This window comes from Citrobacter sp. CK206 (assembly GCF_030333125.1).
Lineage (GTDB): Bacteria > Pseudomonadota > Gammaproteobacteria > Enterobacterales > Enterobacteriaceae > Citrobacter_B > Citrobacter_B koseri.
In genome coordinates this window covers 697,143-720,116 of sequence record NZ_JAOWGM010000030.1, presented here as the reverse complement: position 1 = coordinate 720,116, position 22,974 = coordinate 697,143, and the positions used below count along the sequence as shown (strand labels likewise).

Annotated in this window: 21 protein-coding genes and 1 riboswitch; of the genes, 5 read left to right on the top strand and 16 right to left on the bottom strand. The window is 54.5% G+C overall.

Features of this window, described 5'->3' with window-relative positions; translation table 11 throughout:
* Positions 1-135 precede the first annotated feature (135 nt).
* Positions 136-2,097, bottom strand: a complete 1,962-nt coding sequence (locus tag OGX81_RS20595) for a peptidase U32 family protein (RefSeq protein WP_104869133.1) — start codon at positions 2,095-2,097, stop codon at positions 136-138.
* A 78-nt stretch (positions 2,098-2,175) separates the two neighbouring features.
* Positions 2,176-2,712 carry a helix-turn-helix domain-containing protein gene (locus OGX81_RS20590; protein ID WP_104868641.1) on the bottom strand — a complete coding sequence of 179 codons (537 nt, stop codon included), beginning with the start codon at positions 2,710-2,712 and terminating at the stop codon, positions 2,176-2,178.
* 92 nt (positions 2,713-2,804) lie between these two features.
* Between OGX81_RS20590 and OGX81_RS20585 the strand changes: the two genes are divergently transcribed.
* Entirely contained in the window at positions 2,805-3,971 is a 1,167-nt protein-coding gene (locus tag OGX81_RS20585) for a benzoate/H(+) symporter BenE family transporter (RefSeq protein WP_104868640.1), read from the top strand.
* On the opposite strand, the gene OGX81_RS20580 is transcribed toward OGX81_RS20585, so the two are convergent.
* Positions 3,948-4,823: an AraC family transcriptional regulator gene (locus OGX81_RS20580; protein WP_012132344.1), complete on the bottom strand. Its 876-nt coding sequence runs from the start codon at positions 4,821-4,823 to the stop codon at positions 3,948-3,950. The two genes, OGX81_RS20585 and OGX81_RS20580, sit on opposite strands and share 24 nt — an antisense overlap.
* Before the next feature lie 193 nt (positions 4,824-5,016).
* On the opposite strand from OGX81_RS20580, the gene OGX81_RS20575 reads away from it, so the two are divergent.
* Complete coding sequence (locus OGX81_RS20575; protein WP_187305306.1) at positions 5,017-5,925, top strand: DMT family transporter; 909 nt, start codon at positions 5,017-5,019, stop codon at positions 5,923-5,925.
* Positions 5,926-5,957: 32 nt separating this feature from the next.
* Here the strand turns inward: OGX81_RS20575 and OGX81_RS20570 are convergent, their stop codons facing one another.
* The 3 genes from OGX81_RS20570 to tehA all read right to left on the bottom strand — a co-directional run bounded on the left by OGX81_RS20570 (position 5,958) and on the right by tehA (position 8,375).
* Entirely contained in the window at positions 5,958-6,626 is a 669-nt protein-coding gene (locus OGX81_RS20570; RefSeq protein ID WP_047463635.1) for a DUF3313 domain-containing protein, read from the bottom strand.
* Between the two features lie 151 nt (positions 6,627-6,777).
* Positions 6,778-7,374: a tellurite resistance methyltransferase TehB gene (tehB, locus tag OGX81_RS20565; RefSeq protein ID WP_012132341.1), complete on the bottom strand. Its 597-nt coding sequence runs from the start codon at positions 7,372-7,374 to the stop codon at positions 6,778-6,780.
* Positions 7,374-8,375 (bottom strand): dicarboxylate transporter/tellurite-resistance protein TehA, encoded by a 1,002-nt coding sequence (gene tehA / locus OGX81_RS20560; RefSeq protein WP_058669188.1) that lies wholly within the window; start codon positions 8,373-8,375, stop codon positions 7,374-7,376. The genes tehB and tehA overlap by 1 nt, the downstream gene beginning before the upstream one ends.
* A 112-nt stretch (positions 8,376-8,487) precedes the next feature.
* Here tehA and ydcK point away from each other — a divergent pair, with 112 nt between their 5' ends.
* On the top strand, positions 8,488-9,468 hold the full coding sequence (gene ydcK, locus OGX81_RS20555; RefSeq protein WP_104868638.1) for a YdcK family protein: 981 nt from the start codon (positions 8,488-8,490) through the stop codon (positions 9,466-9,468).
* Here the strand turns inward: ydcK and rimL are convergent.
* The 6 genes from rimL to OGX81_RS20525 form a co-directional block, all read right to left on the bottom strand.
* Positions 9,460-10,005 (bottom strand): 50S ribosomal protein L7/L12-serine acetyltransferase, encoded by a 546-nt coding sequence (gene rimL, locus OGX81_RS20550; RefSeq protein WP_012132338.1) that lies wholly within the window; start codon positions 10,003-10,005, stop codon positions 9,460-9,462. The two genes, ydcK and rimL, sit on opposite strands and share 9 nt — an antisense overlap.
* 141 nt (positions 10,006-10,146) lie before the next feature.
* Entirely contained in the window at positions 10,147-10,371 is a 225-nt protein-coding gene (locus OGX81_RS20545) for an HP1242/YdcH family protein (RefSeq protein ID WP_012132337.1), read from the bottom strand.
* A 178-nt stretch (positions 10,372-10,549) separates the two neighbouring features.
* Positions 10,550-12,205, bottom strand: coding sequence for a glucan biosynthesis protein D (locus tag OGX81_RS20540; protein WP_104868637.1), 1,656 nt, complete (start codon positions 12,203-12,205; stop codon positions 10,550-10,552).
* A gap of 244 nt (positions 12,206-12,449) precedes the next feature.
* Positions 12,450-13,958, bottom strand: a complete 1,509-nt coding sequence (locus tag OGX81_RS20535; RefSeq protein WP_047463628.1) for a carboxylesterase/lipase family protein — start codon at positions 13,956-13,958, stop codon at positions 12,450-12,452.
* Between the two features lie 41 nt (positions 13,959-13,999).
* Positions 14,000-15,343, bottom strand: a complete 1,344-nt coding sequence (gene hglS, locus OGX81_RS20530) for a 2-oxoadipate dioxygenase/decarboxylase HglS (protein ID WP_104868636.1) — start codon at positions 15,341-15,343, stop codon at positions 14,000-14,002.
* Between the two features lie 81 nt (positions 15,344-15,424).
* Positions 15,425-16,327 (bottom strand): DHHA2 domain-containing protein, encoded by a 903-nt coding sequence (locus OGX81_RS20525; RefSeq protein ID WP_012132332.1) that lies wholly within the window; start codon positions 16,325-16,327, stop codon positions 15,425-15,427.
* A gap of 75 nt (positions 16,328-16,402) precedes the next feature.
* Positions 16,403-16,475, bottom strand: a riboswitch (Fluoride riboswitch).
* 230 nt (positions 16,476-16,705) lie between these two features.
* Between OGX81_RS20525 and OGX81_RS20520 the strand changes: the two genes are divergently transcribed.
* Positions 16,706-17,629 carry a LysR substrate-binding domain-containing protein gene (locus tag OGX81_RS20520; RefSeq protein ID WP_012132331.1) on the top strand — a complete coding sequence of 308 codons (924 nt, stop codon included), beginning with the start codon at positions 16,706-16,708 and terminating at the stop codon, positions 17,627-17,629.
* Between the two features lie 62 nt (positions 17,630-17,691).
* Here the strand turns inward: OGX81_RS20520 and OGX81_RS20515 are convergent, their stop codons facing one another.
* From OGX81_RS20515 to cybB, 4 genes are all read right to left on the bottom strand, one after another.
* Positions 17,692-19,380 (bottom strand): methyl-accepting chemotaxis protein, encoded by a 1,689-nt coding sequence (locus tag OGX81_RS20515; RefSeq protein ID WP_012132330.1) that lies wholly within the window; start codon positions 19,378-19,380, stop codon positions 17,692-17,694.
* 169 nt (positions 19,381-19,549) lie between these two features.
* Positions 19,550-20,668, bottom strand: a complete 1,119-nt coding sequence (locus OGX81_RS20510; RefSeq protein ID WP_012132329.1) for an S-(hydroxymethyl)glutathione dehydrogenase/class III alcohol dehydrogenase — start codon at positions 20,666-20,668, stop codon at positions 19,550-19,552.
* A 32-nt stretch (positions 20,669-20,700) separates the two neighbouring features.
* Complete coding sequence (locus OGX81_RS20505) at positions 20,701-20,976, bottom strand: metal/formaldehyde-sensitive transcriptional repressor (protein WP_012132328.1); 276 nt, start codon at positions 20,974-20,976, stop codon at positions 20,701-20,703.
* Between the two features lie 203 nt (positions 20,977-21,179).
* Positions 21,180-21,710, bottom strand: a complete 531-nt coding sequence (gene cybB, locus OGX81_RS20500; RefSeq protein WP_012132327.1) for a cytochrome b561 — start codon at positions 21,708-21,710, stop codon at positions 21,180-21,182.
* Between the two features lie 190 nt (positions 21,711-21,900).
* On the opposite strand from cybB, the gene gap reads away from it, so the two are divergent.
* On the top strand, positions 21,901-22,902 hold the full coding sequence (gene gap, locus OGX81_RS20495; RefSeq protein WP_104868635.1) for a type I glyceraldehyde-3-phosphate dehydrogenase: 1,002 nt from the start codon (positions 21,901-21,903) through the stop codon (positions 22,900-22,902).
* Positions 22,903-22,974: the final 72 nt, after the last annotated feature.

Below are 22,974 nucleotides of genomic sequence, written 5' to 3'. Positions count from 1 at the left end.
GGCTTTTGGCTGATTAACACTCAAAAACCGGAAAGCCGGTTCCAGTTTTGCGGGAAGGTTAACTATGGTGAGAGGGGGTTTAAGGTACATCAGGCGTGGCCGGGTGACGCTCAGCGTTCCCGGCCAGCCGCTGACTTAGCTTTTACGTTTTGGCAGCGTTTTCATCAGATCTTCCGGGCTTACGGAGGCGACAACGCTGCCGGGCAAGGGCATTTTCAGAATATGATTTTTGATCTTGCCGATAACGTGCATTTCGCACGGACGGCAATCAAACTTCAGCGTCAATACTTCATCGCCGTGTACCAGTTGCATCGGCGTTGCTTTCCAGCTTTTGATATTCCCTTTCGCCTGTTTCGGGCACAGGTTAAAGGCAAAGCGCAAACAATGTTTGGTGATCATCACTGGCACATCGCCCTTCTCCTGGTGCGCCTCATACGCCGCGTCGATCAGTTGAACGCCGTAGCGATGATAAAACGCGCGCGCTTTGTGATTGTAGACGTTAGCCAGGAAGCTCAAATGCGTTTCCGGGTAGACCGGGGCTGGTTGCGCCACCGGCTTACGGCTGCCGCGTTGATAGTTCGCCAGACGCGCCGCATCCAGCATTTCTGCCGCTTCGCGACGGAACTGGTTGAGTAAACTGTTCGGCACGAACAGTGCGCCGGGGAGATTCACCTCAACGCTACGTGCGTAGTACATCGTCTGTCCCAGCTTCGCCACGCCTTCTTTCAGGTTGTTCAACGCTTTTTCGGCGTTGTTCGCCTCGTCAAACTGTCCCTCCAGCGTATGGGTGACGCTCACGCCCTCTTCGCTGGTCAGCGTCAGAATTAGCTGTTCCTGCCAGCCGCCTAACGCGATATCCACCGCCACCCGGCGTTCGCTGGAGGTTTTGGTTAACGCCTGCTGCCAGTTGTGGTCGAGATTACGGTTCAGCGGATGATGCGGGCGCACTTTATGCAGGTCGGACGGCATTTCATTTGGCCAGACGCGATAACGGTTCTGCCCCGTCTTCTCCACCGTATTGGCGCGAAATCCCACCACTTCACGTTTGATCAGCACATTCAGGCCATCGCCGTTGGATAACGGTTCCGTCACCTCAACGTCCAGGTGATCTTTTGCCACTTTGACGACTTCGCCTACCGGCAAACCGATAAATTTTGGCGAATCGAACGCGCCGATATCCCCTTTACGGGCGTTAACAAAATAGTCGGTACTACCGCGATGGAAGGTTTTATCCGTAGAAGGAATAAAAAAGTGCTCAGTACGACCGGCGGAAGCCCGCGCCAGGTCGCCACGCTCCTCGATAATCGCATCCAGCATCTGGCGATAGTGCGCCGTGATGTTCTTCACATAGCTCATGTCTTTGTAGCGTCCTTCAATTTTGAAGGAACGCACGCCGGCATCGATCAACGCGCCCAGATTGGCCGTCTGGTCATTATCTTTCATCGACAACAGGTGTTTTTCGTACGAGACCACCCGCCCCTGATCGTCTTTTAAGGTGTACGGCAGGCGACAGGCCTGGGAACAGTCGCCACGGTTAGCGCTGCGACCGGTCTGCGCATGAGAGATATAGCACTGCCCGGAATAAGCCACGCACAGCGCGCCGTGGATGAAAAACTCAATAGTGGCGTCGGTGGCCTGATGAATCGACTGGATCTGGCTCAGACTCAGTTCGCGCGCCAGCACAATCTGGGTGAAACCGACGTCGGCAAGGAATTTCGCCTTTTCAACGCTGCGGATATCACACTGCGTACTGGCATGCAGTTCAATGGGAGGGATGTCCAGTTCCAGGATGCCCATATCCTGCACAATCAGCGCATCGACGCCGGTCTGGTACAGATCGGTAATCAGCCGTTGCGCGGGCTCAAGCTCATCATCATGCAGAATGGTGTTTAACGTCACAAAGATCTTCGCGCCATAGCGATGCGCAAAAGGCACCAGTTCCGCGATATCTTTCAGGCTGTTACTGGCATTATGCCGCGCGCCGAAGCCCGGCCCGCCGATGTAAACAGCATCGGCGCCATGTAAGATCGCTTCACGAGCAATGACGGTATCGCGTGCCGGACTTAACAGTTCAAGGTGATGAGGTTGCTGGCGCATACGGTTAATATCATCCAATAACAGCAAAATGGCGGCTATTGTAGTCAGAAGCGCGACGTTTCGGAATACTTTTCCCGTCTAACTATGTGGGTAATGGATCAAGGAGTGAAAGTGAACCGTCTGGTCGCTGCTATTACGATACGCATGGGCGGCATCGCCCGCAAAACGCACGCCTTCGCCGGATTTGAGCGTGCGCCATTCCCCGGCAATACACATATCCAGCGTTCCCTGAATCACCACCACATGTTCGATGACGCCTGTCTCATGCGGCGTCGATTCGCTAAGCGCGCCCGGGGCCATCAATATTGAAAAATGGTCAAAACGGAGCTGCGGGTCCCACGGAAACAGCGGCGTGATCACCATTGCCTGTTGCTGCGGGTCGAAGGTCGGGAGATCCTCCGCTTCCGGCGGGGAGATAAACGTTGAAAACGGGACATTCAAACCGGTGGCAATCTTCCATAATGTGGATACCGTCGGGCTGGATTCGTTGCGCTCTATCTGGCCGAGCATTGCTTTTGAAACCCCTGTCGCTTCCGCCAGACGCGACAGACTCCATTCTCGCTGTTGGCGCAGCGCCTTCAGCGTCGTCGCCAGATAATGGGTCAGGTTGTCCATTTTTCTCCTCCGGTAAAGCCGCAGTCTATCACTTGTGCGCTATAGCGCACAATGCTACAGTTTGTGACCGTTATAACGCACAAGGGGCAATCATGCGGTCATTTTCACTTCCTCTGCCAACCGTGTTGTCTGGTTTCGTTGCGGTCCTGGTCGGCTATGCAAGCTCAGCGGCAATCATCTGGCAAGCCGCGATTGCCGCCGGCGCATCAACCGGACAAATTGCCGGATGGATGACGGCGCTTGGCATCGCGATGGGCGTCAGTACGCTGGCGTTAACCCTATGGTATCGTGCTCCGGTACTGACGGCATGGTCAACGCCCGGCGCCGCGTTACTGGTTACCGGCTTGCAGGGGCTCACGCTTGCGGAGGCCATCGGCGTATTTATTGTCGCAAATGCGTTAATCGTTCTGTGCGGCGTAACCGGGTTGTTTGCCCGCTTAATGCAGGTGATTCCGCATTCTCTTGCCGCCGCGATGCTGGCCGGTATTTTATTGCGTTTTGGTTTGCAGGCGTTCGGTCATCTGGATGGCGAGCTGTTTCTGTGCGGCAGTATGCTGCTGGCGTGGTTAGCGCTGAAAGTGCTGGCGCCGCGCTATGCTGTTATCGCCGCAATGGTTGTCGGTATTCTGGTTGCGGGCAAGAAAGGTGACATTGTCACGCATGGCATAACCCTCTCCCCGGTGTTACCGGTGTTTATCGCGCCCCATTTTTCGCTTGCTCATAGCCTCGGCGTCGCCATTCCACTGTTTCTGGTGACAATGGCGTCACAAAACGCGCCCGGTATCGCCACGATGAAAGCCTCCGGTTACTCCCTTCCGGTTTCGCCGCTGATCGTATTTACAGGGCTGCTGGCGCTGGTTTTATCTCCCTTTGGCGTCTACTCCATATGCATTGCCGCTATTACCGCCGCCATTTGCCAGAGTCCCGAAGCGCACCCGGACGCCGGGCGTCGCTGGCTGGCTGCGGCTGTCGCAGGTGGGTTCTATCTGCTGGCGGGATTGTTTGGCGGTTCCGTTACCGCTCTGATGGCCGCCCTGCCCGTAAGCTGGATTCAGATGCTGGCCGGGCTGGCGCTGCTGGGAACAATCAGCGGTAGTCTGTACCAGGCATTGCTTAATGAAACGGAGCGTGATGCCGCTATCGTGACCTTTCTCGTCACTGCAAGCGGGTTGACGCTGCTGGGCATTGGCTCTGCGTTTTGGGGACTGGTAGTCGGAGGCGTCTGCTACGGGGTGCTATCGTTTGCTCGCCGCGCGTAACTGCGACGGCGTCTTACCGGTCACCTGCTTAAAGCGATTGCTGAAATGGCTCGCTGAACTGAATCCGCAGGCCATCGCGATCTCTGACAGCGAACGGGTTGAATGGCAGACCCATTGCTGTGCCAGCGCCATACGCCGCTGCATCACGTACTGGTGCGGCGCCATGTTCATCGACTGGCGAAACATTCTGGCGAAATGAAATTCGCTCAATGCCGCCTCGCGCGCCAGATCGCTTAGCGTCAGCGGCTCAGCAAGATGCGCTTCAATGTACGCCAGCACATTGCGCAGCGTGGCGGGCGCCAACCCGCCAGTAACCGTCGGGAGACGCCACTGCACGTTACTGTAATGCTGCACCAGATGCGTCAACAGCAGTGACGAGGCGGCGCTGAGCGTCATATGATTCGCTGGTTGCTGCCAGTCATTTCCCAGCAGGAACTGGCGATAAACCGCCGTTATTCCCGGATCGTTGCCAAAGGTGCGCTCATCCAGGGTAAAGCTGTACGGGCTTTTATCCCAGACCTTTTCCCCAACATCCCGCAGATGGGCATCTGTACAGTAGAGATGGACAAACGACAGGTCGTCGCGAATGTCCCAGACGGACTCACTCTCTTTTGGCATCAGACAGAAGCGATCCGGCCCCCCACCATTCTTCCAGCCGCCCGGCGTTTTGTGGTAGCTCTCGTAGCCGTCAGCGACATACAGGCTGAGAGTATGGTGATCGCAATATTGCGTAATGTTGTCACGTTTATTTGACCATGCCGCCAGCTGGACACCCGAATGCAACGCAACCGAGTCATGCAGCACGGCATTATGTTTGCGTAAATTTTCAAAGGCATCATAAGACTGAGACATACCATCACATCACAAAGCAGTAATAAGTAGAATCTCAGTCTATAACAGCCACGACCCGTTTCCAGCCCTCACCGCTCAGACAGCGGCAAAAAAGCGCAAGATTTTGCAAGTCATCCGCAAACCGGTGCAAGCGCGCGCATTTTTTACATGTCACATTCCTTCTTCGGATAATAAAGATAAAGAAGAGAGTGTTATGAACGCATTATTATACTGTCTGGTGGTTGTCATTTGGGGAACCACCTGGATTGCGATTTATCTGCAACAAGGCCCGGTATCGGCGCCCGTGTCCATTTTCTGGCGGTTTGCCGTCGCCAGCGCGTTAATGATGCTCATCCTGCTGGCGAGCGGGAAATTACGAAAATTATCCGGGCGCGACCACCTGTTTTGCCTGTTACAGGGCGGATGCGTCTTCTGCTTTAATTTCTGGTGTTTTTATAGCGCCGCCGCCTGGATCAACACGGGGCTGGAGTCCGTCATTTTCTCAATGGCCGTACTGTTCAATGCGGTTAACAGCTTTGTGTTCTTCGGACATAAACCGCCGCTACGCTTTTATTACGCTGCCGGTCTGGGATTAACGGGCATTATCACGTTGTTCTGGCAGGATCTGGCCAACAGCGGCTGGAACCACTCGCTGTTACTGGGGATTGGTCTGAGCGCGCTGGGAACGTTTGGCTTCTCTTTGGGCAATATGATCAGCATGCGCCATCAGAGAAAAGGTCTGGAAGTCATGACCACCAACAGCTGGGCGATGCTGTACGGCACGCTGCTGATCGCCGCCATTGCCTGTATACGCGGCGATAACTTCACGCCGCAATGGACGTTGAGCTACCTCGGCGCCCTGCTGTATCTGGCAATATTCGGTTCCGTTATCGCGTTTGGCGCGTATTTTACTCTGGTGGGACGCATCGGCCCTGGCAACGCGGCCTACAGTACGCTGCTGTTTCCTCTGGTGGCGCTGACAATATCCACACTCTACGAAGGTTACGTCTGGCAAATGAATGCCGTTGTTGGATTAGTGCTGATCCTGGTTGGCAATCTGGTGATGTTCACGCGTCCAGAGGCGTTAATGAGTAAATTAATTTACCGTCGCCGGGCGGTATAAAAAAACGCGCCATCCGAAGATGGCGCGTGAACTTATTTTTTACCGACATCAAACATGGTGGCATCAGTCGCCATGTCATCAATCACTTCTTTCAACGTTTCAAACGCCATCGGCGTATTTTCGTTGCTCAGGTCTTTACCCTCGCCCTGACGAACCACTTTCACCACCGGTTTATTGGTGGCGGCATCAATCAGCTCGCCTTCAAAGTAAAGATGCGTATCCATTGTGCGATGGCCTGTCGCCATCTGCGTACCCGCAACCACCAGGGCGACCGGCACCACTTCATAGAATTGCAGCCCCTCTTTGCTGGTATCAACGCCGGTTATCGCGCCGCGGAAAATCAGGCTACGCGGCCCTGGGGTCGTCACCAGAGGTTTACGTTTCTCAATGGCCGTTTTCAGTTGGGTATCGGTATAGCTTCGTAATTTATCCAGAACCTGCTGCCCGACCTGCGTTGTGGGTTTCGGCACCGGATAGTAGGTTATCGGGTTCCAGACGATGCTGTCATATTTAGACTCATCAAAGCTGGAGTCAACCCAACGGAGCACCGGTTTTCCCGTTGCGGAGGTTGTTTCTTTCAGCCCTGAATAATCTTTTAAGAACCCAGAATATTTATCCGGCTGAGTGATTTTTGACGCACAGCCAGATAAAGCCAATAAGCCAGAAAGCACTGCAACTTTAAATAAAGTATGAGTACGCATGGAAACTATCCCTTTTGTTTTTGCAGATATGCAATTGGAATAGTAGCAAAAGGAAACTAATCTGGATGGACTATAAATGGTATCGCCAGCACAAATTCAACACGGCGAGTTGCAGGCCGTATCAGGCCTGCAACGCTATCATAAAATTGCGTTATGCGCTTTTACGCGCCAGCAGCGTCGCAAAACGCAGTTTGATGCGGTTGCCGTTGGCGTCCGTGCGGTGAAGTTCACCCACATCCTCGTTGTATTTCAGCAATTCCCAGCCTTCGTAGTAACGGCGCAGTTCCCCTTCTTTAAACGCAAACGGGAAACCCACGGTGCAGGGGAAATCTTCCGTATCCATTGCCGCCACAATCAGGTTATGCCCGCCCGGTTTGGTGCAGCGCTGCATATTGGCAATCAGCCCCGGAATGGTTTTCGCTTCCAGGAACATCATCACGACCGTTGAGAGAATAAAATCGTAGTCGCCTTCGAAGCTTAACGCGTTAAGGTCAACCACCTTTGCTTGCAGGTTTTCCAGCCCTTCCGCCGCTTTGATGCGCTCAACGTTGGCGATGCTCATCGGATTCTTATCCCAGGCGGTAACGTCATAGCCGTTCGCCGCCAGATAGAGGCTATTACGGCCATTTCCGCAGCCCAGATCCAACGTTTTACCCGGCGCGACCACCTTTGCCGCCTCAACGACGTCGGAGTGCGTGCGGGTTAAATCGTATTTTTCAGTAAAGTAATTTTCGTCACGAAGGGTCATTAGTTATCCTCAGATTTCAGTAATGCGGCGCGTTCTGTGCGCACGAGAAGTTTCCCCTGCATCAGCAGCGCAAACGTGCGTACGAGCAATAACGCTATGATAAAATTGGTAAAAATAAACAACGGAATCGCCAGCGTATGAAAAAATCCCGACGCGCTGGCGTGCCCTAAATGCAGCCCTGTCGTCGCCAGCGCTGAAACGCCGAACGAGAAGCTCCAGAAAGAGGCATTAAACGGCTGCGACAGATACCACGGCATCAGGCGCAGCATGAAAAGCAATTGCAGCAAGCCATAGCCAAACAGCATTTTCGCCAGCGTATCGCCTTCTCCGCCGTTGACGCTCAGCCAGGCGCTACAGGCCACTAACGCCGGAGCCAACTGAATGCCCAGCGATGTGCGCAGCACCGCCGGTAATTCACCGGAACTGCGCAAACGTTGCAAAATAACGGGTTCCAGACTCAGCCACGAGAATACGCCAGCCCCTAAAAAGACCAGCCCGGCGTCGTTGTAACCCAACGCGCCGCAGGCCATCGCGCTAATAAAGTTATTCGCTACCGTCGGCAGATACAGCCCCGGCGTTGTCGCCTCTTCAGGATGCGAACCGCGCCAGAGTCCCGCCGTTTGCCATGCGGCATAAGCCAGTTGCACCACGACGCCAATGCTGAACAATCCCACGGCTAACCCACGACACCAGGGGACAAAACCAATCGCCACCAGCATCGTGGTCGCAGGAAAAAGGCTGACAAAACTGCTCTTTACCGGATGCCGTACCTCCGCCAGTACGCTCTGTGGAAAACGCAGCAGACGGTTAAGAAAGGCAAGCGTCAGCAAGCTCCAGATGATCATTGCCAGGATCACCAGGCCATCGCCAATCCAGTGACTGACGGGCCAGATATGGCTGGCATAGCGCCACGCGAAGCCCATGCCAATGGTGCCCAGTACCATCCCAAAATAGCCAGCCGGAAGATTAAGCACCCGGTCGCTCTGCTTGTTCTTACTCATTTTGTTTAATTTATAAAGTATATTTTAAATGCATTTTATGGAATTTCGCCCTGTTTAGCCAGTGCTGAAAAATTTGCTACGGTTATCTTAAGCGAGCAAAGGGAAATTCCCCATGAGCAAATATCACCTGAGTGAAGAATCGCGTGCCTTTAGTTATCAGGATAACGGCCACAAGAAAAGCGTCCTGCTGCGCCAGCTCATTGCCCTTACCGACTTTAACGACGTCAAAGCCGGAACCGCTGGCGGCTGGGTAGACGACGAAAGCGTGCTGGCGCAAGAAGGACACTGCTGGATTTACGACGAGAATGCCCTCGCATTCGCCGGGGCGATGATTTCAGGCAACGCCCGCATCACCCAGGCCTGCATCATCAGAGATCGCGCGCAAATCGGTGATAACGTCTGGATTGATCTGGCCGAGATCAGTCACGGCGCCCGGATAAGCAACAACGTCACCGTGCAGAATTCGCTCGTTCGCGGTGAATGTCATCTGTCTGGCGACGCTCGTATTCTGCACCATTCGGAGATTATCGCCGCAAAAGGCCTAACTCAGGAAAGCGACCTGACGCTGCAAATCTACGATCGCGCCACCGTCAGCAGCTCGCGCATTGTGCATCAGGCGCAAATCTACGGCGATGCGATAGTCACCCAGGCGTTTATTGAACACCGCGCGGAAGTGTTTGATTTCGCGATCGTCGAAGGAAATGAAGAGAATAACGTCTGGCTTTGCGACTGTGCCAAAGTGTACGGTCACGCCCGCGTTATTGCGGGAACGGAGGAAGATGCCATCCCTACGTTGCGTTACAGTGCTCAGGTGGCGGAGCACGCGACGGTTGAAGGTAACTGCGTATTGAAACATCACGTTCTGGTCGGTGGTCATGCCGAACTACGCGGCGGCCCTGTCCTGCTTGACGATCATATCCTGATCGAAGGCCATGCCCGCATTCTGGGGGACGTGCTGATTGAGCATCATGTGGAAATCACCGATCGGGCGACGATCGAAACCTTTGATGGCGACAGCATCCATCTGCGTGGCCCAAAAGTGGTTAACGGTGAACAGCATATTACACGAACACCGTTGGCAGGGTTACTCTGAGGCGTTCTCGATAATGCGGGCGTACAGGTTGACGTCGTGATACTCCCCGTTGAGAAACTCCGCTTGTTTCAGGCATCCCTCCAGTTCAAAACCATTGCGGCGCGCCACCTGGTTGCTCGCCTGGTTCGCAACCCGACATTTAATCACAAAGCGTCGAAGCTCGCCGCGCCCGGCATAATGGCCGATAAACGCCTGAAGCGCGCGCGACATAATGCCCTGCCGCTGGTGAGATTCATCCAGCCAGTAACCGATATAGGCGGTTTTATTCAACGGCTCTATCAGATTAAACGAGATGACGCCCACCACCTCCTCTTCCTGAAAGATAAGGAACATTTTGGCGTAGCCGCGCTGGTGCAACATCATATTACCCTGCACATTTTTGCGCGTATCGTCTTCGCTGGCGACAAACTGCGGCCAGTTTAGCGATGCCTGTAGCCAGTCTTTGTTTTTAAGCACCAGTTGATGTAACGGCGTAACATGGCACTCTTCCACCGCTCGCAGTTCCAGTGTTTCGCTGATCGTGATGACTTCGGCCATTTCTCCATCCTTTACGGTGACAACAGCAGGATTTATTAGCTTATCACAGACTTGCCCGCATACCTGAAAACAGGAAGGGCTTCCTTGTCTGTCAGGAAACCCTTTTAAGCAGGACAAAGACTGCGCAGTGCCTACAACGAATCAGCTCTCATTCAAACTTTCTTTCTGCAATATTCTGAGCAGATCCTCCTTCAGATGGAGTTTCTCTTTCTTCAGACGAACAATATCCAAACTGTATCCCCTGCCGTCAGAACCTTCCAGCCGGGCAATCTCATGATCAAGGGTGTTGTGTTTTTCGAACAAGGAAAGAAAGCGAGGATTCTCGGTTTTCAGTCGTGAAATCAGATCTCTGTATTCTGGAAACATACGCACTCCCTGTTAGTGGCTGTAAAACGTGTACTGAAGTACACACCGTCAGCTTACGCATTTGACATAAGGAATAATGCGAACGGGATCGAGTTTAAATAATGAGCAGAAAATGCGCCGGGAATCGTCGGGAGAAAAGAGCCGCCAGCAGTGTGGCGGCTCGGGGCAGCAGAGCGGATTACCGCATCACGCGGTCATCAACGTAGCGACGCTTATCCGGCGCCGGCGGGAAATACTGATACAGCCAGGTTTCGCTAATGGCGTCCCCCTGGCAGCGCAGGAACATACGCATATCCACCGGGTCGGTCGAATCTGACGTCGGATACCAGTCAAACTGGATGCGATAACCATCGAACGGTTCGACGTAGAGGATCTCAATCTGTTTCGCTTCGCCGTTAGACAGCGTAATGACAGGCTCGATCCCCTTCGGCGCAGCGGCTTTCAGGTCGCCGCCGACAAAATCAATGGCAAAGCGGCGCGCCCATTTTTCCGGGTAGTGTTCACCCGGCGCCCACCCTTCGGGGAAACCGCCCATACCGGTACGGGTCGCCATCACGCGCGCCAACGGCGAGCGAACCGGCGGTTGCGCGCTCCAGTAAAGACGGTATTTGAATGCCAGATCATCGCCCGCTTTGATCGCTTTTTCCGGCTGCCAGAAGCACACCACGTTATCGAGCGTTTCACCGGTCGTCGGGATTTCCATCAGGCCGATAGACCCTTTCCCCCATTTGTTACGCGGCTCCACCCACAGGCTTGGGCGTTTGTTATACCAGCCCATGATGTCCTGATAGTGGGAAAAGTCACGGTCAAGTTGCAGCAGGCCGAACCCTTTCGGGTTATTGTCGAGATAGGCGTTGAACTGCAATTTCTGCGGGTTATTCAGCGGACGGCAGATCCATTCGCCATTGCCCAGCCACATGGCCAGGCGGTCAGAGTCGTGAATTTGCGGATGAATAGTGTCGCACATCCGGCGTTCATTGTTGCCGCAGCTGAACATGCTGGTCATTGGCGCGATACCCAGCTGCTTGATGTCTTTACGCGCATAAATGTGGTTTTCCACATCCATGATCACCTGACTCTCTTCACAGTGGATCACAAATTTATAGGCGCCAGTGACGCTTGGGCTATCCAGCAGCGCATACACGGTAAACGTGGTGTCGCCCGGTTTCGCCGTCTCAAACCAGAATGCGGTGAAGTCCGGGAACTCTTCTTTGCTGTCGGTATAGGTGTCTATCGCCAGGCCTCGCGCGGACAGCCCGTACTGATAAGTGTCATCCACCGCGCGGAAGTAGCTTGCCCCCAGGAAGGAGACGATGTCGCGACGCGCCAGTTCAGGCGCTTTAAAGGCGCGAAAGCCCGCGAAGCCAAGGTCAGTCTGCCCTTCCAGTTGACGGGTATCGACACCGGCGTCATTGTATTTGAACAGTTCCGGGCGGAAATGAATTTCGCGCGCCTGATGCGTGCTGGCATCAAGCGAGAACATACGCACGCGACGACGAAAGCCCATTCCTACGTGGAAAAATTGCACATCCAGCTCGCGACCTTCGATGTTGTTCCACAGAGAGTGCGCCGCATCGTACTGAATGCTGTTGTAGGCCTGCGGCGTCAGATTCGCCAGCGTATTGGGTAACGCCCGGGGTTCACCGCCCCACGGCTTTTGCGCTAAATCGTTCGCCATTGATTGCAGAACGGAAAAGTCAAAACGGACGGTTTGACCATCTGCAATATCAGACTCTGCCGCGAAAGCGGCGCGGGAAAAGAGTGAAGCAATACCGCTCGTACCGCACACGGCGGCCATTGCCATTGAACCTTTAATAAATCGTCTACGATCCATACCTGAAAGTGAGTCCTTCTGGTCGTGTGAATGGTCCCGCGCTGGTCTCTATCAGCGGCAAGAAGTGCAACGTTTCTGACCGCTCACTCTAGACAAAATTCATTAATAATCCAATTGTTGGCTGTCGATAATCTGTACAAAAGCCAAAATATTTTATGTCGATAAGAACAGACTGAATACCGTGTAAATACAGATGGGCGTGCTTTCAGGTTATGAAAAGCGCAACCTGCCGGACATCTCGCCATTATTCCAGACTGACGTGATGTTTCATCACCCGTTTGAACAGCGCCATCCGCGCGCCCATAAAGCGGTTCTCTACTTTAAAACCGGCAAATTTATTCAGTCCGATGCGTAACAAGCGATCCCGCCCCTGAACGCTGGCGGGCCAGCGCACCGGACCATGCAGAACATCGCAGGTCCGGCTGGCGTGACGGGCGAAATTAACCCAGTAATCGGCGATATGCCGGGCAAACGCCAGATCGTTGTCATTCACGTAATTGCGCGCGGGTTCCGCCAGCGTCAGCGTATCAAAGACATACGGCACTTCATTTCCGTGCCAGGCGCCGTTGGCGTAGGTTGTGTGTTCAGTTTCCGCGACATAGTCAAACCAGTATCGCCAGCACGGTTCACCTACCCGCTGCTGCGCCTGCATCACCACATAACCCAACGTGGTGAACGCCATATCGCGGCAGACCTGACGCCCCAGTTCTTCATCGCCTTTCACGCCGGGATAGAGCAGCCTGATCAGCCCTAACCCCAGTCGGCGTTCGCGCCGCAATTTCGCGATCTGCCCGGCGAGATCAACGCCAAACACTGCCATCACGCTCGCTTCGTCGCTGTTGGAGCCAACCAGAACCGGCATTGGGTGCTGCTTTCCGGCAAAGAAGGTCTCCATCATCGGCTGTGGCAATACCGCATCGCCGGAAATCGGCGTCGGCGCGATTTTCAACGGTGCGCCCAGCGGCCAGAATGCCTCCGCCGGTAGCGCCCGCAACTGTTCAGCAGTAGCGTTCGGCAAATTAAAATGCGCCGCCAGTTCGATGCCCTTTTGCAGCGCGACCTCGCGCGGCGTATCCGGTAACGTATAACCACTCTGAATAATAGCTTTATGGAACAGGCCCTTTGCCCGTGGGGACGCCATCAACGACAGGACGCTACGCGCGCCAGCGGACTCGCCGAACAGCGTCACATTCTGCGCATCGCCGCCGAAAGCGGCAATATTGTCCTGCACCCAGCGTAGCGCCGCGATCTGATCGAGCAAGGCGAAGTTATGTACGCATTCGCCGTCCTCGTCATCAAGGGCCGGATGAGCAAAAAATCCCAGGTGACCAAGACGATAATTGAGCGTGACTACCACGACATCGCGCTTCGCCAGCGCACAACCGTCGTAAGGCGGTAATCCTCCCGCGCCGATGGTGTAGCCGCCGCCATGCAGCCAGACCATCACCGGCAACGGCTGCGGGCGCATCGCGGGCGCCCAGATGTTCAGATACAGGCAATCCTCGGAAAAACGCCCCGGATCGCCCCCGCCAAGCTCGCGACAATATTCAATATCCTGCCAGCTGGCGCATGAAAATGTATTCGCAGGGCGTTCGCCCTGCCAGGGTGCGGCAGGCTGTGGCGCCCGCCAGCGGAGCTGACCCGTAGGCGGCGCGGCATACGGTATACCGCGCCAGATGTGGATGTCGTTTTGCACAACACCCATGACATTTCCCTGTTGCGTTTCGACAAGCGGGATGGAGGGATTCAACATGACGCATTCCTTTTCCTTCACATCCCGACAGCATACCGCGATCAGAGCAGTCCGCAACGCCGTTTACTGCGTTCTTCCGCCGCCTGATAAAGCGCAAACTCATCATATACCGGGCACCCCAACGCCTGCTCAAAGGCGTCGCGGCTGGCATTGCCGTGGCTGCGCGCCTGGGTTTCGTTACCCAGGTTAGACTGGAATATTCCGGCCGCGCTTACCGGCAGAAAATCTTCATAGGTAATGGGTTGTGCCACCACCCAACCGCGTTCAATCAGCGGCTGTGGGTCGTCACCCGGATGAATAGACTGGCGGTGCGATTCACCAGCAGGCGTTAACCGGTAGCGAAACCAGGCGAGCCCCTGCTGGCGCAGTAAAAATTCGCTGTCCGGGAAAGCGTTAAAGACCGCCTGCAAATGCAGCTGATGCGTAAGATTATCTTTGCCCGTCCCCGCCTTATGCAGTAACGCATCGTACAACCGCCGTCCTTCAGGCGTCAGCGCCACGCCGCGCTGTTCAATCTCACCAAAACGTGCCGTATGGCTGCCCTCCGTTTCACCGGCAAACAGCACCGACTCTTCCAGCGCCTTGAAACTGGTCTGGCGTAACAGAATCGGCACCTCACGGCGCGGCGGCCCTTCAATCAGGATCTTGGGTTCGATACCGCATTCCGGCATCATCAACTGCACTTTGTCGATATCCAGCGTGCGCGGCGTCAGGTGGTTAATGTGGCACCCCGGAAAACACACCACGTCAGCAATCAGACGGTGTTCATTATGTAATGCCTGATACGTTTCCCTGTCCACCGTGGCGTGCCGGTGCCAGCGGAAAGTCTCCAGCGCCTCCTGCACAAACTCCCGCGCCTGCGCCCCGGTAAAATTGCCCTGCGCATCAAAGATGTCCAGAAGTTCGCGACAGCGCGGCGTAAAGATATCGCGCTTCGCCAGAATATCCGCCGCGCGTTGGCGCAGCGTCGCATTCTCAATTAACTCCAGCCGTAATAGCGAGGTGAAGACGCGAAACGGGTTGCGGGAAAGCGACGCATCGTCAATGGGGCGAAAGGCGGTGGAATGAACGGGAACGCCCGCCTGAGAAAGGTCGTAATAACTGACGGGATACATCCCCATAATCGCAAACATTCGGCGCAAGGTGGAAAGCTCCTGCGCCGTACCCACCCGAATCGCACCATGCCGTTCAACGTTCAGCCGCGCCAGCTCATCCGCGTTGGCCAGCTTTTCATGCAGCGTGGGATTATTTTCCAGTACCGTCAGATTCACATCAGCGACAAGTTCCAGCAATGTACCGTACTGTGGAACTTCCTGCTGGTACATTGCTGACATTGCCTGCGAAAAGTGTTCCCGAATCTCATCAGCCGCGATGGTGTTCGCCATAATGTCATGCCTCCAGTGAATATTACCTGGAGTGTAGAAAACGCCGTTCACTCTGGTGGGAAGAATTTACAAAGTGTGATCTCACCTGTGCGGATTCAGGTGATGTTCCAGCCAGGGGAGCATCTGTTTCTTACGGCTCAGCATCCCTTCCACCTCGCAGGGGTGCGGGACATCCGGCTGGGCATCTCCGGCAAACCAGAGGCGGGAATAACCGAGATTGATATCCGTGAGCATCAGAACAACCAGCGCCGCATCTGCCCCGGCGGCATAGCGCGCCATTTCCTCACGCAGGTCGTCCATCATCGCATCAACCTGTTCCAGCGCATACAGCTCAAGCTGCGCCACGCAAACCCGCTGCCCGTGGACAGTAAAGGTTTTCATGTCCTTCTGAAGAAGCTGGCTGGCGTTCATCCCTTCCACGCTGGTTTTCGCGTACAGAAGATCGCGGCTAAAGCGTTCAAGAGACAAACCGGCGAGCTGGCTGAGCGATTCCACCGCAAGGCGGTCATCCGGGGTCGTTGTCGGCGAACGAAGCGTGACAGTGTCACTCAGGACGGCGCCCAGTAATAACGTCGCTTCTGCGGGTGAAAGCTGTTTTCGAATGGCATCCGTCATCAGTTGCCACAGTAATGTTGCGCTACTGCCAACAGGTTTTACCCACACTTCCGGCGGCAGTCGGGTGATCAACCCGCCTAAGCGGTGATGGTCAATAATGCCAACAACGTTACTCTGCGCTAAAGAATCCGGCCCCTGGGCTGGTTCGGTAAAATCAACCAGCCAGACGTCCCGATCGGTGAGCGGAACGCTTAATCGTTCAGGAATGGGCAACCCCGCCTGCGCAAAAATAAACTGCGTCTCACGGTTGGCTTCCCCCGTGCGGAACGCCACTGCCTCCTGCCCGCGTAACGTCAGCCAGCGCGCCGTCATCATGGCCGTACAGATAGCATCGCTATCAGGATTGAGGTGACCAATTACATATATCATTGTTGTTTCCTGTTGGAAAAAGCATGAGGAACCGGAAGAGTATTGACCAGCCCGACACGCTCCTGGTGATAAAGAGTCATATCAGGCGTCATCAGCCTACTGAAACGAGGCGGTTGGAATAAGGTGGAACGCCATCACCCTGCACAGGATTGTGAACCCGCTTGATGTCTCTTTCAAGTATGAACTCACGTTATGACCTGTCGCTTTCTGCGCCACGCATTGTCATTATTCTCACATCACTGTGAATCGTACAAAACATAAGCAAAACAAACTTCTTGTAAAAGAAATGAGTTAGATGTTAATAATATTTTGCTATCAGGTTATCAAAAACCAATAACTTTACTTGTCACCGGCACCGCTCTGTTTTTAACATCGCTTATGGAAAAAAATAGCTTGTTTAGTCAGCGCATCCGTTTGCGCCATCTTCATACTTTTGTAGCTGTCGCCCAACAAGGAACACTGGGGCGCGCGGCTGAAACCCTTAACCTGAGTCAACCTGCACTCTCTAAAACGCTTAACGAGCTGGAGCAACTGACCGGAACCCGCCTTTTTGAGCGCGGTCGCCTCGGCGCGCAGTTAACGTTGCCCGGCGAACAGTTCCTCACCCATGCGGTAAAAGTGCTTGATGCGCTTAATACCGCGGGCCAGGCGTTGAATCGCAAAGAAAGCCTCAATAATGATGTGGTGCGCATTGGCGCATTGCCCACCGCCGCGTTGGGTATCCTTCCGGCCGTTATTGGTCAGTTCCATAAGCAGCAAAAAGAGACGACGTTACAGGTCGCCACCATGAATAACCCGATGCTGCTCGCTGGCTTAAAAACGGGGGAAATCGACCTCGGTATTGGCCGGATGTCCGACCCGGAATTGATGAGCGGTCTGAATTACGAGCTGCTGTTTCTGGAGTCGCTGAAGCTGGTTGTGCGCCCTAATCACCCACTATTACAGGAAACCGTCACCTTAAGCCGTGTGATGGAATGGCCAGTGGTCGTGTCGCCCAAAGGCACCGCTCCCCGGCAGAATGCGGAAGGTCTGCTACAAAGTCAGGGCTGCAAAATGCCCGTTGGCTGCATCGAAACGCTGTCGGCCTCGCTGTCTCGCCAGCTTACCGTTGATTATGACTACGTCTGGTTTGTCCCTTCAGGCGCGGTGAAAGAAGATCTGCGCCAGGCTACGCTGGTATCACTGCCGATTCCCACCCTGGGCGCTGGCGAACCGATTGGCATCCTCACCCGCGTGGACACGCCGCTTTCTCCCGGCGCACAGGCGCTGATCGCCGCTATCCGTAAATCCATGCCGCACTGAATGCGCCCTCAAATAAATGCCGGATAAGACGCGTTAGCGTCGTTACCCGGCAATATTAAGGCTTAAAACGTTTCCCAGTTATCACCACTGGTTGTTACCGGCTGCGGTGATGAACTGGCGACGACGTCCACAGACGGCGCGCGTTTAATCGCACTTCCCCCCTGCAAACGAAACGCCCCGACCGCTTCGGTTAAGCGAGCGGCCTGCTCTTCCAGAGACGCGGCGGCGGCAGAGGCCTCTTCGACCAGCGAGGCGTTTTGCTGCGTGACCTTATCCATCTCGGAAATCGCCTGGCTCACCTGCACAATCCCACGGCTCTGCTCATCAGAGGCTGCGGCGATCTCCAGCATAATGTCCGTTACGCGTCGCACGGCATCGACAATATCATTCATGGTGTTGCCTGCTGCGACGACTTCCCCGGAGCCCTGGTCAATCAGTCTGACCGATTCGCTGATCAGCCCTTCAATTTCCTTCGCCGCCTGCGCACTGCGGCTTGCCAGCGTGCGCACTTCACTGGCGACCACGGCGAAACCGCGCCCTTGTTCACCCGCTCGCGCCGCTTCGACCGCCGCGTTAAGCGCCAGGATATTGGTCTGGAAAGCGATGCTGTTGATGACGGCGGTGATCTCGGAAATTTTCTTCGAACTATTGGAGATGTTGCCCATTGTTTTCACGACGCCAGACACCATCTGACCGCCGTGACTGGCTTTGCCGGAGGCGTCTTCCGCCAGTTTGCTGGCATGGTGCGCGTTGTCCGCATTTTGTTTCACCGTGGCCGTGAGCTCTTCCATGCTGGCTGCGGTCTGTTCAATTGCTGCGGCCTGCTCTTCCGTACGCGATGACAAATCGGTATTGCCGGCGGAAATCTCACTGGTGCCGCGATAAATCTCTTCCGCCCCCTGACGTACCGTTCCCACCGTTTGCCCCAGAGAGGACTGCATCTTCTGGAGATGGCGGCTTAAGCGACCGATTTCGCTGCGTCCGGTTGGATCATCCGGCATGGTGAGATCGCCTGCGGCAATCTGTTCAATACGCTGCGCAGCACGTTGCAGAGGGTTGATTACCGTCCGGCGGAGCGCGATAAACGTCAGTAGCGTAAGCACCAGCGCCAGCGCGAACGCCCCAATCATGAACATCAATCCCAGTTGGCTGCGCTGATGCGCCTGGTCGCTAAGCTGATTCGCGCGCGCCGTGCGTAGCTCAATCGCCTTGAGCAATACGGTGTTATACGCGGTATCGAGCGGTCTGGCCTGTTCGTTTTCATGGTTGATAATCGCCTCGAACATGCCGTTTCTGGCGTATTTCAACATAGGTTGCAGGCCATCAATATAGGCTTTGAAGCGGGTATTCAGCTCCGCATCCAGCGCTTCGTCCGCCGGTGTTTTTACCGCCCGCGCCATAAAGACGTTAAAGCCTTCCTGCGACTGCTTAATCCGCTTCTCCGCCTCAGCGATATTGGCTTTCATGTCATCCATTTCAGCAATGCGGCTCGCCGCGCCTGCATGGATCATATTGATACGCGCGGTACGCAGATGGTTAGAACTGTTGGATAAGCCCATCCGCACCTGAATTTCGTCCGTCACATCCCGCTGGTCACGATCTGCCTGTAGCAGGAAGTACCCCGCCAGCCCGGAACTGAGTGCGAACAGAAGAAGGATGCCACCGAGAATGGAGGAAAACAGCGGAACCAGCCGAATATGATGCAGAAAACCCAGCTTATGCGGTGCTTGCATCGTTGATGTGTTGTCCATGACCGTCGACTCTCTTGTAGGTTATTGCGTATAAAACACGCCCGTTAGATAGTCATCGGCATTCCAGGAAGTTTGCTTACGGTGAAAATCGGAATGTTTGTCACATTTTCACAACATTTATTCCTGAAAATTCAGGAAAGTGCCAGCGGCAGACCCGCTGGCATGTGAATCAGTTATCACCGAAATGGATAACGGTGCGAATGGACTTGCCCTGATGCATTAAATCAAAGGCATCGTTGATTTGATCAAGCGGCAAGCGATGGGTAATGAACGGGTCCAGACGAATTTTCCCCGCCATCGCCTCTTCCACCATGCCTGGCAGTTGGCTACGCCCTTTCACACCGCCAAAAGCGGAACCGCGCCAGACGCGCCCGGTAACAAGCTGGAACGGACGGGTTTTAATTTCCTGGCCTGCGCCAGCCACGCCGATGATGATGCTCTCGCCCCAGCCTTTGTGGCAGCACTCCAGCGCTGCGCGCATCACATTGACGTTACCGATACATTCAAAACTGAAATCGACGCCGCCATCGGTCAGCTCAACAATCACATCCTGGATGGGTTTGTCATAGTCATTCGGGTTAATGAAATCGGTCGCGCCCATTTCTTCCGCCAGTTTGAATTTCTCCGGGTTGGTGTCAACCGCCAGAATACGCCCGGCTTTCGCCTGCACCGCTCCCTGAATCACCGCCAGGCCGATACCGCCCAGGCCAAAGACCGCAACGCTATCCCCTTCTTTTACTTTTGCTGTGTTGTGTACCGCGCCAATCCCTGTGGTGACGCCGCACCCCAGCAGACAGACTTTATCCAGCGGCGCCTGCGGATTGACTTTCGCCAGAGAAATTTCAGCACAAACGGTATATTCACTGAATGTGCTGGTGCCCATATAGTGATAGACAGGTTCGCCGTTGTAAGAAAAACGGGTGGTGCCATCCGGCATCAACCCTTTACCCTGCGTGGCGCGCACCGCCTGACACAGGTTGGTTTTGCCGGATTTACAGAACTTACACTCGCCGCATTCTGCGGTGTACAGCGGAATAACATGATCGCCAGGCTTCAGACTGGTGACGCCTTCGCCAACGTCGACCACCACGCCACCGCCTTCGTGACCCAGCACCGCCGGGAACACGCCTTCCGGGTCGTCGCCGGAGAGCGTAAACGCATCCGTATGGCAAACGCCGGTATGGGTAATTTTGACCAGCACTTCGCCTTTTTGCGGCGGCGCGACGTCAATTTCAACAATCTTTAACGGCTGGCCGGGGCCAAATGCAACTGCTGCACGTGATTTCATTTGTCTCTTCCCATTATTGTGAGGTGATCTGTTTATTTTAGATAAGCGCGCAGAAGGTGGCCGATTTCAGCCATGCGCACGGCGCGTTGATCCGGCGTGGTGTCGCCGCTGACCAGTTCATCTTTCAGGTGAATCTCAACCATCTCTCCCATCAGCCCGTTAGATGCACCGCGAACGGCGGCAATCTGTTGCAGGATCGCCAGGCAAGGTTCTCCTGACTCCAGCGCCCGTTCCAGCGCGTCAACCTGCCCGCGGATACGGCGAACCCGAGTGAGAATACGTTTTTTATCTTCAGGTGAATGCGGCATACGCCCTCCATACTATAGGGGGGTATACTATCAGATTTGTTATGTGGCTGTAAAACCAACAGCAGCATCTCGCTATTTGTATGACAAATGGCTATACTGCCCGCTTCCGATGTAGACCCGTTTTCTTCACCTGCGTCACGGGTCTGGTTACACGCAGGTGTTTTCTAAAAGAAACCCCGCATTGCGCGGGGTGGTGAGAAGAGTCAGGAACGTTTGCGCGGCATCATGCGCAACAGCGTATTGTCTTTCCAGACGTAGTGATGCATCAGCGCCGCGGCGGCATGCAAGCCAATGACAAAATACCCCAGTTTCGCCAGCGTGATATGCCAGGTTTTCAGCATATCCACCACCTCAAAATTAGCGTCTGACGCATGCGGCATCACCAGGCCGAACGCAACCCAGGGATTGCCCCGGTTATACATCATCACCAGGCCAATAATCGGCAAGACAATAAACAGCAGATAGATCACCAGATGCCCAAGATGCGCCATTCCGGTCACCATCGGCTTTGGTTTTGGCACAATGGGCGGCGCCGGGTATTTCAGTCTGACCAGCAGACGCGTCACCATCAACACCAGGATTGTCATCCCGCACGAGACATGAACCATATTGATCCACGGACGATAGCTGCGGGGCGCAAATCCCCTCAACTCCATTGCACAGTAGGTCACAATAACCAGTAAAAAGACCAGCCAGTGGATGCCAATTTGCAGGCTTGTGTACTTATTGCTCATAACACGTCCTGAGTAAAAAAATAAAGCGTCAACATAGCGAGCTTTTGTTAAAAATTCATTAACTTTTGTTCACCCAATTTCAACCAGTTACGCTTAGCCGCAAAATCTGTTATTGCCCTGGACGCCTGACTGGACTATGCCTGGTAGGGAAAAAATGTGTCGTACCGTTGCATCCTGACAGGAGAAAACCATGAGTAAAATTGGCATTAACGGCTTTGGTCGTATCGGTCGTCTGGTGTTACGTCGTCTGCTGGAAGTGAAAAGCGACATTGATGTTGTCGCCATCAATGACCTGACCTCCCCTAAAATCCTCGCGTATCTGTTGAAATATGACTCAAACTACGGCGTATTCCCCTGGAGTGTGGATTTCACCGAAGACGCGCTGATTGTGGACGGCAAAAAAATTGCGGTTTACGCAGAAAAAGAGGCTAAAAATATTCCGTGGAAAACCACTGGCGCCGGGATCATTGTCGAGTGCACCGGCTTCTATACCTCAGCCGAGAAGTCCAAAGCGCACCTCGACGCTGGCGCTAAAAAAGTGCTGATTTCCGCCCCGGCTGGCGATATGAAAACCATTGTCTTCAACGTGAATGACGACACGCTGGATGCCAGCGACCAGATTGTTTCTGTCGCATCCTGCACCACCAACTGCCTGGCGCCGATGGCGAAAGCGCTGAATGACAACTTTGGCATTCAGGTTGGCACTATGACCACAATTCACGCCTACACCGGAACCCAGTCGCTGGTCGACGGGCCGCGCGGGAAGGATCTGCGCGCTTCGCGGGCGGCGGCGGAAAACATCATCCCCCACACCACCGGCGCGGCGAAGGCCATTGGTCTGGTGATTCCTGAACTGAGCGGAAAACTTAAAGGCCATGCTCAGCGCGTTCCGGTGAAAACCGGCTCTGTAACCGAACTGGTCTCGATTCTGGAGAAAAAAGTCACTGCGGAAGAGATCAACGCGGTGCTGAAGAAAGCGACAACCCATAATCCGTCGTTCGGCTATACCGATGAAGAGATCGTCTCTTCCGATATCATCGGCTCACATTTCGGTTCGGTGTTCGATGCCACGCAAACTGAAATCAGCACAGTGGGCGATCTGCAACTGGTGAAAACCGTCGCCTGGTACGATAACGAGTACGGTTTTGTGACCCAACTTATTCGCACGCTGGATAAATTTGCCAAACTCTGACCTTCTGGCGGAGGCATTGTTCCTCCGCCGTTTTCACCATTTATCTGGTCATTCAAGACGATGTGAATCCCT

Excerpts from the sequence above, each read along its gene's own strand:
- OGX81_RS20595 (WP_104869133.1), bottom strand. The coding sequence starts at position 2,097 with ATGCGCCAGCAACCTCATCACCTTGAACTGTTAAGTCCGGCACGCGAT.
- OGX81_RS20590 (WP_104868641.1), bottom strand. The coding sequence starts at position 2,712 with ATGGACAACCTGACCCATTATCTGGCGACGACGCTGAAGGCGCTGCGC.
- OGX81_RS20585 (WP_104868640.1), top strand. The coding sequence starts at position 2,805 with ATGCGGTCATTTTCACTTCCTCTGCCAACCGTGTTGTCTGGTTTCGTT.
- OGX81_RS20580 (WP_012132344.1), bottom strand. The coding sequence starts at position 4,823 with ATGTCTCAGTCTTATGATGCCTTTGAAAATTTACGCAAACATAATGCC.
- OGX81_RS20575 (WP_187305306.1), top strand. The coding sequence starts at position 5,017 with ATGAACGCATTATTATACTGTCTGGTGGTTGTCATTTGGGGAACCACC.
- OGX81_RS20570 (WP_047463635.1), bottom strand. The coding sequence starts at position 6,626 with ATGCGTACTCATACTTTATTTAAAGTTGCAGTGCTTTCTGGCTTATTG.
- tehB (WP_012132341.1), bottom strand. The coding sequence starts at position 7,374 with ATGACCCTTCGTGACGAAAATTACTTTACTGAAAAATACGATTTAACC.
- tehA (WP_058669188.1), bottom strand. The coding sequence starts at position 8,375 with ATGAGTAAGAACAAGCAGAGCGACCGGGTGCTTAATCTTCCGGCTGGC.
- ydcK (WP_104868638.1), top strand. The coding sequence starts at position 8,488 with ATGAGCAAATATCACCTGAGTGAAGAATCGCGTGCCTTTAGTTATCAG.
- rimL (WP_012132338.1), bottom strand. The coding sequence starts at position 10,005 with ATGGCCGAAGTCATCACGATCAGCGAAACACTGGAACTGCGAGCGGTG.
- OGX81_RS20545 (WP_012132337.1), bottom strand. The coding sequence starts at position 10,371 with ATGTTTCCAGAATACAGAGATCTGATTTCACGACTGAAAACCGAGAAT.
- OGX81_RS20540 (WP_104868637.1), bottom strand. The coding sequence starts at position 12,205 with ATGGATCGTAGACGATTTATTAAAGGTTCAATGGCAATGGCCGCCGTG.
- OGX81_RS20535 (WP_047463628.1), bottom strand. The coding sequence starts at position 13,958 with ATGTTGAATCCCTCCATCCCGCTTGTCGAAACGCAACAGGGAAATGTC.
- hglS (WP_104868636.1), bottom strand. The coding sequence starts at position 15,343 with ATGGCGAACACCATCGCGGCTGATGAGATTCGGGAACACTTTTCGCAG.
- OGX81_RS20525 (WP_012132332.1), bottom strand. The coding sequence starts at position 16,327 with ATGATATATGTAATTGGTCACCTCAATCCTGATAGCGATGCTATCTGT.
- OGX81_RS20520 (WP_012132331.1), top strand. The coding sequence starts at position 16,706 with ATGGAAAAAAATAGCTTGTTTAGTCAGCGCATCCGTTTGCGCCATCTT.
- OGX81_RS20515 (WP_012132330.1), bottom strand. The coding sequence starts at position 19,380 with ATGGACAACACATCAACGATGCAAGCACCGCATAAGCTGGGTTTTCTG.
- OGX81_RS20510 (WP_012132329.1), bottom strand. The coding sequence starts at position 20,668 with ATGAAATCACGTGCAGCAGTTGCATTTGGCCCCGGCCAGCCGTTAAAG.
- OGX81_RS20505 (WP_012132328.1), bottom strand. The coding sequence starts at position 20,976 with ATGCCGCATTCACCTGAAGATAAAAAACGTATTCTCACTCGGGTTCGC.
- cybB (WP_012132327.1), bottom strand. The coding sequence starts at position 21,710 with ATGAGCAATAAGTACACAAGCCTGCAAATTGGCATCCACTGGCTGGTC.
- gap (WP_104868635.1), top strand. The coding sequence starts at position 21,901 with ATGAGTAAAATTGGCATTAACGGCTTTGGTCGTATCGGTCGTCTGGTG.